The following is an 11,403-nucleotide window of genomic DNA, read 5'->3' as shown; positions in this document are numbered from 1 at the left end:
AACACCTCGCCGACTGGATCGCCACCCGCGGCTACGCCACCAGCTGACAACCACACCGCAAAGGGCCGGACCCCACGGGGTCCGGCCCTTTCGGCGTACCCGGGTCCGGGATCTTCCTGCCGGCGCGAGCCGGCGCCAGGTGCGCTACCGGTGTCGGGTCTGGGCCAGCGCCGGGTCGGCAGGCTGCTCTGAATCGGTGGCCGGCGCAGGCTCGCCCGACGGCTCCGGCTCGGCGGCCTCCAGACGGTGGGCACGTCGACGTAGCCACCACGTGCTGCCCAGGCCGGCCAGCACCGCGAGGACAAGGCCGGCCCAGGAGATGTCCTTGAGCCAGTGCTCGGCCGCCCGACCGACGCTGAACAGCAGGTACGTGGTGCCGAACGCCCAGACCAGCCCGCCGGCGGCGTTGGCCACCAGGAACCGCCGGTACGGCACGTGCAGGGCCCCGGCGAGCGGGCCGGCCAGGATCCGCAGCAGCGCCACGAACCGACCGAAGAACACCGCCCACACACCGTGCCGGGCGAAGCTCTGCTCGGCGCGGGCGAGTTGGGCGGGGCCGAGATGACGGGGGAAGCGTCGGCCGAGCCGGGCGAGCAGCGGACGTCCGCCGCGACGCCCCACCGCGTACCCGATGGAGTCACCCACGATCGCTCCGGTCGCGGCGGCCGTCGCCACCCACTCGGGTTCCACCACTCCGGTGGCCGCGAGCAGCGCGGAGCTGACCAGGACGATCTCACCGGGCAGGGGCACGCCCATGCTCTCCACGCCGATCACCCCGGCGACGAGCAGGTAGACCGCGATCGGCGGCAGCGACACGAGCCAGTGCTGGACGTCGAACACGGGTGACCCTCCTCCGACCGGGCCTCGAACCCTACCCGCGGTCGACGCGGCCGATCGGCCCCTCGACTACTGCCGCACAATCCGTAACGCGTCCTAGGAGGCTAGGGATGAGGGGTGGCGAGCGGGCCGGCTGGGTTGCGCAAATAGCAAGACGGACGTACGGTTTTGTTTGAGAGCAGAATCGGCGGTAAGTGTTACCTAACCTCGGCGGCGCCCCGGCCGGTGCGACAGACTGCTCAGGACTACTCACGGTCGCTGGTGTGAAGGAGTACGACGTGGCGAGCCTCGACACCTTCGGTGCGAAGACCCAGCTACGCGTCGGAGACGCGAGCTACGAGATTTTCAAGATCGACAAGGTGGACGGCCACGACCGGCTGCCGTACAGCCTGAAGATCCTGCTGGAGAACCTGCTGCGGACCGAGGACGGCGCGAACATCACCGCCGACCACATCGAGCAGCTCGGCGGGTGGGACCCGACCGCCGACCCGAGCGTGGAGATCCAGTTCACCCCGGCGCGGGTGCTCATGCAGGACTTCACCGGCGTGCCCTGCGTGGTCGACCTGGCCACCATGCGCGAGGCCGTCCGCGAGCTCGGCGGCGACGCCACCAAGGTGAACCCGCTCGCCCCCGCCGAGCTGGTCATCGACCACTCGGTCATCGCCGACCTGTTCGGCCGCGAGGACGCGTTCGCCCGCAACGTCGAGCTGGAGTACGAGCGCAACAAGGAGCGCTACCAGTTCCTGCGCTGGGGCCAGACCGCGTTCAACGAGTTCAAGGTCGTCCCGCCGGGCACCGGCATCGTGCACCAGGTCAACATCGAGTACCTGGCCCGCACGATCATGGAACGCAACGGGCAGGCGTACCCGGACACCGTGGTCGGCACCGACTCGCACACCACGATGGTCAACGGCCTGGGCGTGCTGGGCTGGGGCGTCGGCGGCATCGAGGCCGAGGCCGCGATGCTCGGCCAGCCGGTCAGCATGCTGATCCCCCGGGTCGTCGGCTTCAAGCTCTCCGGCGAGATGCCGGCCGGCACCACCGCCACCGACCTGGTGCTGACCATCACCGAGATGCTGCGCAAGCACGGCGTGGTCGGCAAGTTCGTCGAGTTCTACGGCCCCGGCGTGAGCGCCGTGCCGCTGGCAAACCGGGCCACCATCGGCAACATGTCCCCGGAGTACGGCTCCACCGTGGCGATCTTCCCGATCGACGCCGAGACGATCCGCTACCTGGAGCTGACCGGTCGGGACGCCGCGCAGGTCGCGCTCGTCGAGGCGTACGCCAAGGAGCAGGGCCTCTGGCACGACCCGGCGGCCGAGCCCTCCTACTCGGAGCGCCTCGAGCTGGACCTGAGCACCATCGAGCCGTCGCTCGCCGGCCCGAAGCGCCCGCAGGACCGGGTGCCGCTGGGCAGCGCCAAGACGCTGTTCCGCTCGGCGCTGACCGACTACGTCGCCGACGACTCCACCGGCGAGCGTGACCTCAAGCCGAGCGTGGCCCGCGAGGAGCTGCCGCGCGGCGCGAACGGCCCGGCCGACGAGGCCAGCGCCGAGTCGTTCCCGGCCAGCGACCCGCCGGCCAACGAGTTCAGCGACCCGGCCGACGAGCCGCGCGACCTGGAGACCGCCGCCACCGGCGCGGGCGGTCGGGCCAGCAACCCGATCCGGGTCACCGGCACCGACGGCGTCGAGTACGAGCTGGACCACGGCGCCGTGGTGATCGCCGCCATCACCTCCTGCACCAACACGTCCAACCCGCAGGTGATGATCGGCGCGGCCCTGCTGGCCCGCAACGCGGTCGAGAAGGGCCTGACCCGCAAGCCGTGGGTGAAGACCACCCTGGCCCCTGGCTCGAAGGTGGTCATGGACTACTACGAGCGGGCCGGTCTCACGCCGTACCTGGACAAGCTCGGCTTCAACCTGGTCGGCTACGGCTGCACGACCTGCATCGGCAACTCGGGTCCGCTGCCCGAGGAGGTGTCCGCCGCGGTCAACGAGCACGACCTGTCGGTCGTCTCGGTGCTCTCGGGCAACCGCAACTTCGAGGGCCGGATCAACCCGGACGTCAAGATGAACTACCTGGCGTCCCCGCCGCTGGTCGTCGCGTACGCCCTCGCCGGCACGATGGACATCGACCTGGCCAACGAGCCGATCGGTGAGGACACCGAGGGCAACCCGGTCTACCTGCGGGAGATCTGGCCGAACAGCGCCGAGATCCAGGACGTCATCGCCCAGGCGATCGGCGCGACCGGCTTCAGCGCCGCGTACGCCGACGTCTTCGCCGGTGACGAGCGGTGGCAGTCGCTGCCCACCCCGACCGGCGACACCTTCGCCTGGGACAGCGACTCGACCTACGTGCGCAAGCCCCCGTACTTCGAGGGCATGCAGCAGGAGCCGAGCGCGGTCGTCGACATCTCCGGCGCCCGGGTGCTGGCCAAGCTGGGTGACTCGGTGACCACCGACCACATCTCGCCGGCCGGTGCGATCAAGGCGGACTCCCCCGCCGGCACCTACCTGGCCGAACACGGCGTGCCGCGCCACGAGTTCAACTCGTACGGCTCGCGCCGGGGCAACCACGAGGTGATGATCCGGGGCACCTTCGCCAACATCCGGCTGCGTAACCAGCTGGTGCCCGGGGTGGAGGGCGGCTTCACCGTCAACCACCTCACCGGCGAGCAGACCTCGATCTACGACGCCTCGATGGCCTACCAGGAGGCCGGCATCCCGCTGGTCATCCTGGCCGGCAAGGAGTACGGCTCGGGCTCGTCGCGGGACTGGGCGGCCAAGGGCACGATGCTGCTGGGCGTCCGGGCGGTCATCGCCGAGTCGTACGAGCGGATCCACCGCTCCAACCTCATCGGCATGGGCGTGCTGCCGCTGCAGTTCCCGGTGGACGTCACCGCCGAGTCGCTGGGCCTCACCGGCACCGAGATGTTCACCATCACCGGTGTGACGGCCCTGAACGACGGCGAGACCCCGCGCACGGTGACGGTCACGACCGACACGGGTGTCGAGTTCGAGGCCGTCGTGCGGATCGACACCCCGGGTGAGGCGGACTACTACCGCCACGGCGGCATCCTGCAGTACGTGCTGCGCCGCATGATCGCCAACTGATCAGGTACGGCTGGTCGAAGGCCGCTACCGCTTCGGCGGGGGCGGCCTTCGCCGTCAGAGCCGAGGAAGGTTTGCCGTCCGAGCACGGGCGGGAAGCCCGCTGGTCACGCCGGTCCGTCGTGGGTGCCCGGGAGCGCGAGGGCAGCAAGCCGTTGGTCTATCGCCGCATCCACCTGCTGTATCTCGTAGCCACGTAGCCGCCGTCGAAAGCTGGCCGCCCGAAGCGCGTCCCGCGCGGCAGCCCGTGACGCCGCGCTGTCGGTAGCCAGAGCCCTGTCGACCTCGGCAAGGAGACTCTCGACCTGACGCATGTCGTAACCACGCAAAGCGAGTTCGAACGGCAATGTCATGCGGCCACCGTAGCGGTCGCCGGCTCGTGTCCGACGGGGTCAGCGCTCAGCGCAGCCGCAGTGCGACCGCGCGGGCCTCCTCGTCGGTCAGCGGCAGGAACCAGAGGAAACGGCGGACGATGGCGACCGGGCCGGGGCCGCCCGGCCGGCCGCGCAGGTCGCGGGTTGCCCGGCGGGTGATCCGCGAGTACTCGGGGATCAGGGTCGCCCGTCGGGCGGCGTCCGTCGGGGTCGCGGGCAGCGTCGGGCAGGGCCAGTCCTTCCCGCAGGCGTCGCAGATCCAGGAAGGACCATCGGCGGTGTGCGCGGCCGGCGGCCCGCACCGGGGGCGCCAGCGCTCTTCGGGTACGACGCCCGGCGCGCGGTACGACCGCTGGCGTGGTCCGGTCGGGTCGGCCGTCGCCGAACGGGGCCAGGGCGGCCGGCCGCTCGCGTCCTCGGAGGAAGACACGGCAGCGCGACGCGTGCTCGCTGAGGGTCTGGGCCAGCTCGGACAGCGCCGTGAACCGCTCAACCGGCAGCGCATCGCCCGCACTCTCCACACTCGATCCGCTCGGGCCGGATCGGCCATCGCCACGCACCGACGTTGACAGGCACCTGCATCGGCTTCTCCTCGGGCAGCACCGGCACCACCTCCACACGACGGGCGGAACGCCCGCCTCCTGTCACGAGGCGGGACGCCCGTTTCTCCGGCAGCGACCCGTGCCGACCCGATGTCTACCAGGGGCCACGCCTTATGCCCATCCCGTACACGGCCCGAGAGATCGAGGACGATCTGACTCGCCGGATCGCCGCCGGGGAGTTCCGACCGGGCTCACGCCTACCGACGTACGACGCGCCGGCCCAGGAGTACGGGTCAGCCCGGCGGACGGTCGCCCGCGCCGTGGACGCTCTCAAATCTCGCAGACTGGTGGTCGGCGTACCGGGCCTCAGGAACCTTTGTCGCCGAGTAGCGCGTCGAGGTGACCAACAGTCTCGCGGGCGTCATCGACGTACGAGACTCCACGAACCCCGCCGGTCCGGCACTCGCCCTCGCCCCGGCGACCCGGAGCGCGCCGAGGGAGAAGATCGCGCCGATCTTGCAGTTTCTGTTGTCCACATGAGTGGGATACCCCTTTTTTCGGGACAGAAAGTGCAAGATCGCGGAGCGGGAGCGGTCCCGGCCCGTCGATCATGGAGTTGTGGTGCCTGGTTTGAGGTTTCACGGGGGTTTTGTTGCCCACCACAACTCCATGATCGACGAGGCGGGGCGGGGCGGGGCGAGGCGGGGCGGGGCGAGGGCGAGGCGGGGCGAGGCGAGGCGGGGCGGGGCGGGGGGGGGAGTGCGGATGGCTCGTTAGCGAGACAGCTCGTCCGCCCGGTCGAGCAGGGCGCGGCGCTGCGCGGGCGAGTCCACCGCGGCCGCCGCCGCCCGGAACAGCGTGACGGCCCGCAGCGGATCATCCTGCCGGGCCACCAGGTCGGCCTCCACCGCCCCGGCGAGCGGGTTGCCGGACAGCCCACCCTCGGCACGCGCCTCGTCGAGCAGGGCCAGCCCGGCGGTCGGCCCGTACGCGTAGCCGTGCGCGACCGCACGGTTGAGCGCGATCACCGGTGAAGGCCGGATACCCGCCAGCGCGTCGTAGGCCCGCGCGATCGTCGCCCAGTCGGTGGCGTCGACGGACGGCGCGGTGGCGTGGCAGGCCGCGATCCGAGCCTGCCACGCGTACGGACCGTCGTCGCGTATCCGGGCAAGAGCCGCCTGGCCCTCGGCGATGGCCGCCCGGTCCCACCGCGCGCGGTCCTGCCGCGCCAGGGTGAGCAGGTTGCCCGCGGCGTCCCGACGGGCGTCCCGACGGGAGTGCTGGAACAGCAGCAGCGCCCGCAGCGCCGCGACCTCGGACTGCTCCGGCATCAACGCGTCCAGCAGCCGGGCCAGCCGCACGGCCTCGTCGGCGAACGCCGGTTCGCCGTCGGGGACGTAGCCGCGGGTGAAGAGCAGGTACAGCACGGCGAGCACGCCCGGCAGCCGTTCGGCCAGCGCCGGCCCGGTCGGCACCCGGTACGGGATGCCGGCCTGCGCGATCCGGGTCCGGGCCCGGGTCAGCCGGCGGGTCATCGTCGACTCGCTGACCAGCAGGAGGCGGGCGATGTCGGCGGTCGGCACCCCGCAGACGGTCCGCAGCGTCAGCGCCACCCGGGCGTCGAGGGCGAGCGCCGGGTGGCAGCAGGTGAAGACGAGTCTCAAGCGGTCGTCCTCGACGTCGTGCTCGGGCCGCGCGTCGGTCGGCGCGAGCAGCGCCAGGTCGTGCAGCTTGCGGCGCTCCACGGTGGCCCGACGCAGCACGTCGATCGCTCGGTTGCGGGCCACCGTCATGAGCCAGCCACCGGGATTGACCGGCACCCCGTCGCCGGGCCAGCGTTCCAGCGCGGCGGCCAGGGACTCCTGGGCGCAGTCCTCGGCCAACGCCCAGTCCCCGGTCAGTCGGATCAGGGTCGCGACGATCCGGGGGTACGCGTCCACGCCGGCGGCCGCGACGGCCCGCGCCGCCGCGGCCGGGCCGACACGGTCCGGCGCACCGGTCGTGGTGTCGGTGCCGGTCATCCGCTCAACTGGACAGAGCGCCGAACGGGCGCAGCTCCAGCCGCCCCTCCCGGGCCATCGGGTGGGTACGGGCCACCTCGATCGCCTCGTCCACGTCGGCGCAGTCGAGCAGGTCGAAACCCACGATCACCTCGGCGGTCTCCGCGAACGGTCCCTCGGAGACCAGCAGCTCGCCGTCACGAACACGGACCGTGGTGGCCGCGCTGGTCGGCGCCAGCACGTTGCCGGTCAGGCGGCGGCCCCGGGCGTCGTTGTCGGCCACCCACTTGTGGATGTCGGGCAGCTCGGTCGGGTCGGTATCCGGTGCGGTGTCGCTGCAGACGAACATCATGAACTTCATCGGTCGCTCCCTGTTTCTCGGGTTGTCGCCAGCATGACGAGCGGACAGGAGCGATCCGGACAACCTCCCGGAAAAAACCTCGATCAGTCTCCGCTGGCGGCGCGGCGACGGGCCTCGCGGGTCTTCATGGCGTGCTCCATGAGGGTCACCAGCACCTCCTTGCTGGACTCCCGCTGACGCGCGTCGCAGAGCAGCACCGGTACGCCCGGGTCGAGGTTCAGCGCGGTCTGCACCTCGTCGAGCCGGTACTGACGCGCGCCTTCGAAGCAGTTGACCGCCACGACGAACGGGGTGCCCCGACCCTCGAAGTAGTCGATCGACGGGAAGCAGTCGGCCAGCCGACGGGTGTCGGCCAGGACGACCGCGCCGATCGCGCCCAACGCCAGCTCGTCCCAGACGAACCAGAACCGGTCCTGACCGGGCGTGCCGAACAGGTAGAGCACGAGGTCGTCGCTGATGGTGATCCGGCCGAAGTCCATCGCCACCGTGGTGGTGGTCTTGCCCTCCACCCCGGACAGGTCGTCGATGCCGACGCCGGTCTCGGTCAGCACCTCCTCGGTGCGCAACGGCCGGGTCTCGCTCACCGCTCCGACCATGGTGGTCTTGCCCACGCCGAAACCACCGGCGACCAGGATCTTGATCGCGGTGGGCAGTGGCGTCGCTCCCGCCGGCCGGTCAGAGTGCCCGTAGTCCATTGATTACCGCCTCGAAGATGCTGTTGTCGGGAAGGCCGGCCGTGGTGTGCGGCTCGCGTACCTGCACGAGGTTGCGGGCCGCCAGGTCGCCGAGGAGCACCCGGATGGTTCCCACCGGCAGGTCGAGGTGGGCCGCGATCTCGGCGACGGACTGTATTCGCTGGCAGAGGCCGACGATCGCCAGGTGCTCAGGACCGATCCCGATCTCCGGCGTCACGTCGGCGCGGGTCGCGGTGACCAGGGAGATCAGGTCGAACGTGCCGGTGACCGGGCGGGCCCGCCCACGTGTCACCGCGTACGGGCGCACCACCGGGCCCGCATGGTCATCCACCCACTGATGCTCTGCGGACTCTCCCTGCACCGTCATGGCCGTTACCTCTCGCCAGCCGACTGTTCGGCGCTCCGCGACGGGGAGGCCACGTACTTGCCGACGCGGGTGACGAGCATCGCCATCTCGTACGCGATGAGACCGACGTCGGCGTCCTCGGTGGCGAGGACGGCCAGGCAGGCGTTGCGGCCGGCGGCGGTCACGAACAGGAACGACGACTGCATCTCGATGATGGTCTGCTGCACCTGCCCGCCGCCGAAGCGCTTGCCGGCGCCCCGGGCCAGGCTCTGGATACCGGCCGCCATCGCCGCGAGGTGCTCGCCGTCGTCCCGGTTCAGCCCCTGCGAGGAAGCCATCAACAACCCGTCGGTGGAGAGCGCGACCGCATGCTCGGCCTGCTTCACCCGGCCCACCAGATCATCCAGCAACCACGTCAGGTCGGCACTCGAAGCCGTCTTCTGGGCCACTTCGTCGTCCTCTTCTCGCCCGGCAGTTGCGCCGTATTCGTCTTGGGCTTGACCGTCACACCACGCGGAACCCGCAGCGAAGGTGCTCGGTCAGGTGGCTTGCGGTTCCTCGTCGGTCGAGTCAGGCGTGGCGCCCGGCGCGCCGCCGAGCAGTCGCGCCGCGTCGGTCCGGCCGCGCCGGGTGCCGGTCTGATAGGAACTCATCATCCGGCGTACCTGCTCGGGTGGCCGTACCACGTCCTCCTCGTCGGACTCGGTCGCCGCCGGGTCGTCGCGCAGCTCGGGCACGATGTTCGCCTGGCGGACGCGGACCGGCAGTCCGGAGCCGGTGCGGTCCGTCTCGGTCCGCGCCGGGACCGGCCCGCCGTCGGTGCTCGGCTCGCTGCCACCGGTGCCGGCCCGCTCCACGGCGGGCAGGCCGGTCGGTACCGTCGGGCCCTCCAGGGCCGGCTGGCCCAGGACACGCCGGGCCCGGGTGGGCAGGTCCGCCGCCGCGGTCCGCTGGCGGGTGGGGAGTACGACGTCCTTGTCGCCCTCGTCCGTCTGCTCGGTGGTGGTACTGCTCTCGGCCAGCGCCGGGGCGACCGGGGTGACCGGCTGCGCCGCGCCGGGGGCGCTGGTGTCCGTCGCCGCGGTGGCGACCGCGACCGTCGAGAGGCTGGCGGGACGACCGCCCTCGACGGGGCCGGCGGCGGTCGGGCCGGCCGGCAGCGCGATGGCCGTCGGGCCGGCCGGGATCGCGCCGGAGTCCTCCGGGGCGGCGCCGTTCGCCGTGATCAGCTCCAGCGGGATGAGGACGACGGCGGTGGTGCCGCCGTACGCCGATTCCTTGAGGCGGACCCGCACGCCGTGCCGCTCGGTCAGCCGGCTCACCACGTAGAGGCCCAGGCGGGCGGCGTTGGCCAGGTTCAGCTCGGACTGGTCGACGATGCGGTGGTTCGCCGCCGCCAGGTCCTCCTCGCTCATGCCGAGGCCCCGGTCCTCGATCTCGATGGCGAAGCCGTTCGCCACGAGCTGGCCACGGACCTCCACGGTGGTGTGCGGTGGCGAGAACGACAGGCCGTTCTCGATCAGCTCGGCGAGCAGGTGGATGATGTCGCCGACCGCCCGGCCGGCGAGTGAGACGGCCCCCAGCGGCAGCACGTTGACCCGGGTGTAGTCCTCCACCTCGGCCACCGCGCCGCGTACGACGTCCACCATGGGGACGTTGCGCCGCCAGGCCCGGCCCGGGGTGGAGCCGGAGAGCACGATCAGGTTCTCCGCGTTGCGCCGCATCCGGGTGGCCAGGTGGTCGACCCGGAACAGGTCCTCCAACTCCTCCGCGTCGTGCTCGCGCCGCTCCATCGCGTCGAGCAGGGTGAGCTGGCGGTGAACCAGCGCCTGGGTTCGTCGGGCCAGGCTGAGGAAGACCTCGCGGACGTTGCGGCGCAGGTCGGCCTGCTCGACGGCGGTGCGCAGGGCGGTCTCCTGGACGGCGTTGAACGCCTTGCCGACCTGGCCGATCTCGTCGGTGCCGAACTCCAGCGGGGGCGCTTCGGTGGCGACGTCGACCTCCTCGCCTCGGCCGAGCCGGTCGACCACGCGGGGCAGCCGCTCGTCGGCGAGCTGCCAGGCGGCCTGCCGCAGCCGGTCGAGCTGGCGCAGGAGGGTGCGGGCCGTGGTGATCGAGACGACGACCGAGGCGATGACGGCGAGCAGACCCAGGCCGGTGGCGAGCACGAGTCGGACGACGACCATCACGGCCACGCCGGTGGCCCGGCCGACGATGTCGTCGCCGCCGTCGACGACGGCGTCGTTCACCTCGGCGAGCGCCGGCTCGACGGTGCCGCGCCACTGTTCGGAGCCGACCGGCAACTGGGTCGCCGGCCGGCCCTCGCGGATGATGCTGTCCTGGACGGCGCGCAGCCGGCTGAAGGCCTCACCCTCGACGAGCTCTTGGTAGCGCCGCTGATCGGCGTCGGCGAGCCGGGCGCGGGTCTCCTCGCCGAGGAACCGCTCGGCGCCGACCAGGCTGACGTAGCGGGCGTACTCGGGGCCGCTGATCCGACCGGTGCCGAAGAGGCCGCTGAGCAGCGCGTCCTCCTGCGAGATCAGCTCCTTCATCCGGTTGAGCTGGATCAGGGCGGCCGCGTCGGCGGCGATCTCCTTGTCGTCGAGGCTGCCGGTGACGTCGTAGATCCGGAAGATCGATTCGATGGCGTCCGTGTAGGCGTCCGCGGCGGAGATCCGGTCGACCTTGCGGCCCAGCACGTCGGCCCGGGTCTGTTTCAACTCGTTGATCTGCGCGATCGTGTCGTCGAGCTGGACGTCGAGGGCGGAGCTGCCGGCCACGTCGACCTGCCAGTTGCGGACCGAGTCGGCGAAGTCGTCCGCCAGTTGGGTGGCCTTGCGCTGCTCGGCCTCCAGGGCCGCGCGCTGCGCGGCGTCGGGGTTGCTGAGGTACGCCTGGGTCAGCCGCCGCTCAAGCTGAAGCTCCTGCAGCAGGGGTTCGCTGGGCGCGTAGACCCTGCTGTTGAGCAGCTGGACACCGAGCAGGTTGAAACCGTCCCGCAGGGTGACCCACGCCGCGAACATCCAGAGCGCGACCAGGGAGAGCAGCAGGGCGACAACCTTGGTGCGGATACTCGTACCGCGAGAACGCATTGAACCGTCCCAGGCAGGGCGTTGACTCAGCTCATCAACGGGT

The 11,403-nt window shown here is 71.5% G+C and carries 11 protein-coding genes and 1 pseudogene; 3 read left to right on the top strand and 9 right to left on the bottom strand.

Annotation, left to right across the window (positions count from 1 at the left end; all coding sequences use genetic code 11):
• Positions 1–144 precede the first annotated feature (144 nt).
• Entirely contained in the window at positions 145–840 is a 696-nt protein-coding gene (locus tag ACIBTX_RS32245; protein ID WP_357134367.1) for a DedA family protein, read from the bottom strand.
• Between the two features lie 260 nt (positions 841–1,100).
• On the opposite strand from ACIBTX_RS32245, the gene ACIBTX_RS32240 reads away from it, so the two are divergent.
• Complete coding sequence (locus ACIBTX_RS32240) at positions 1,101–3,953, top strand: aconitate hydratase (protein ID WP_357134365.1); 2,853 nt, start codon at positions 1,101–1,103, stop codon at positions 3,951–3,953.
• A 104-nt stretch (positions 3,954–4,057) separates the two neighbouring features.
• On the opposite strand, the gene ACIBTX_RS32235 is transcribed toward ACIBTX_RS32240, so the two are convergent.
• Together ACIBTX_RS32235 and ACIBTX_RS32230 are read right to left on the bottom strand one after the other, a co-directional pair.
• The gene (locus tag ACIBTX_RS32235; RefSeq protein ID WP_357398660.1) at positions 4,058–4,303 is read right to left on the bottom strand and encodes a DivIVA domain-containing protein; all 246 of its coding nucleotides are present in this window, start codon (positions 4,301–4,303) and stop codon (positions 4,058–4,060) included.
• A 46-nt stretch (positions 4,304–4,349) separates the two neighbouring features.
• The gene (locus ACIBTX_RS32230; protein ID WP_357398658.1) at positions 4,350–4,754 is read right to left on the bottom strand and encodes a hypothetical protein; all 405 of its coding nucleotides are present in this window, start codon (positions 4,752–4,754) and stop codon (positions 4,350–4,352) included.
• A 285-nt stretch (positions 4,755–5,039) separates the two neighbouring features.
• Between ACIBTX_RS32230 and ACIBTX_RS32225 the strand changes: the two are divergent.
• Together ACIBTX_RS32225 and ACIBTX_RS32220 are read left to right on the top strand one after the other, a co-directional pair.
• Positions 5,040–5,165 (top strand): annotated as a pseudogene (locus ACIBTX_RS32225) (GntR family transcriptional regulator); the annotation flags it as partial.
• Between the two features lie 100 nt (positions 5,166–5,265).
• Positions 5,266–5,406 (top strand): hypothetical protein, encoded by a 141-nt coding sequence (locus tag ACIBTX_RS32220; RefSeq protein ID WP_357134358.1) that lies wholly within the window; start codon positions 5,266–5,268, stop codon positions 5,404–5,406.
• A 233-nt stretch (positions 5,407–5,639) separates the two neighbouring features.
• Here ACIBTX_RS32220 and ACIBTX_RS32215 read toward each other — a convergent pair whose 3' ends face one another.
• The 6 genes from ACIBTX_RS32215 to ACIBTX_RS32190 all read right to left on the bottom strand — a co-directional run bounded on the left by ACIBTX_RS32215 (position 5,640) and on the right by ACIBTX_RS32190 (position 11,360).
• Positions 5,640–6,887, bottom strand: coding sequence for an RNA polymerase sigma factor (locus tag ACIBTX_RS32215; RefSeq protein ID WP_396833394.1), 1,248 nt, complete (start codon positions 6,885–6,887; stop codon positions 5,640–5,642).
• 4 nt (positions 6,888–6,891) lie between these two features.
• A complete protein-coding gene (locus ACIBTX_RS32210) occupies positions 6,892–7,227 on the bottom strand; it encodes a YciI family protein (protein ID WP_357134355.1) in 336 nt (111 codons plus the stop codon).
• An 83-nt stretch (positions 7,228–7,310) separates the two neighbouring features.
• The gene (locus tag ACIBTX_RS32205; RefSeq protein ID WP_355053540.1) at positions 7,311–7,922 is read right to left on the bottom strand and encodes an ATP/GTP-binding protein; all 612 of its coding nucleotides are present in this window, start codon (positions 7,920–7,922) and stop codon (positions 7,311–7,313) included.
• The gene (locus ACIBTX_RS32200; protein WP_357134353.1) at positions 7,903–8,289 is read right to left on the bottom strand and encodes a DUF742 domain-containing protein; all 387 of its coding nucleotides are present in this window, start codon (positions 8,287–8,289) and stop codon (positions 7,903–7,905) included. The genes ACIBTX_RS32205 and ACIBTX_RS32200 overlap by 20 nt, the downstream gene beginning before the upstream one ends.
• A 5-nt stretch (positions 8,290–8,294) precedes the next feature.
• Complete coding sequence (locus ACIBTX_RS32195; protein ID WP_357134351.1) at positions 8,295–8,717, bottom strand: roadblock/LC7 domain-containing protein; 423 nt, start codon at positions 8,715–8,717, stop codon at positions 8,295–8,297.
• A 90-nt stretch (positions 8,718–8,807) separates the two neighbouring features.
• Positions 8,808–11,360 carry a nitrate- and nitrite sensing domain-containing protein gene (locus ACIBTX_RS32190; protein WP_357398653.1) on the bottom strand — a complete coding sequence of 851 codons (2,553 nt, stop codon included), beginning with the start codon at positions 11,358–11,360 and terminating at the stop codon, positions 8,808–8,810.
• Between the last annotated feature and the right edge of the window lie 43 nt (positions 11,361–11,403).

Origin of the sequence: Micromonospora sp. NPDC049359 (assembly GCF_044466585.1) — a bacterium.
Taxonomy (GTDB): Bacteria; Actinomycetota; Actinomycetes; order Mycobacteriales; family Micromonosporaceae; genus Micromonospora.
Note: the sequence above shows the minus strand (reverse complement) of the source record. Positions and strands in the feature narration are given on the sequence as shown.

Coding starts and splice junctions, on each gene's coding strand:
- ACIBTX_RS32205 (WP_355053540.1), bottom strand. CDS start 7,922: ATGGACTACGGGCACTCTGACCGGCCGGCGGGAGCGACGCCACTGCCC.
- ACIBTX_RS32235 (WP_357398660.1), bottom strand. CDS start 4,303: ATGACATTGCCGTTCGAACTCGCTTTGCGTGGTTACGACATGCGTCAG.
- ACIBTX_RS32210 (WP_357134355.1), bottom strand. CDS start 7,227: ATGAAGTTCATGATGTTCGTCTGCAGCGACACCGCACCGGATACCGAC.
- ACIBTX_RS32200 (WP_357134353.1), bottom strand. CDS start 8,289: ATGACGGTGCAGGGAGAGTCCGCAGAGCATCAGTGGGTGGATGACCAT.
- ACIBTX_RS32215 (WP_396833394.1), bottom strand. CDS start 6,887: ATGACCGGCACCGACACCACGACCGGTGCGCCGGACCGTGTCGGCCCG.
- ACIBTX_RS32190 (WP_357398653.1), bottom strand. CDS start 11,360: ATGCGTTCTCGCGGTACGAGTATCCGCACCAAGGTTGTCGCCCTGCTG.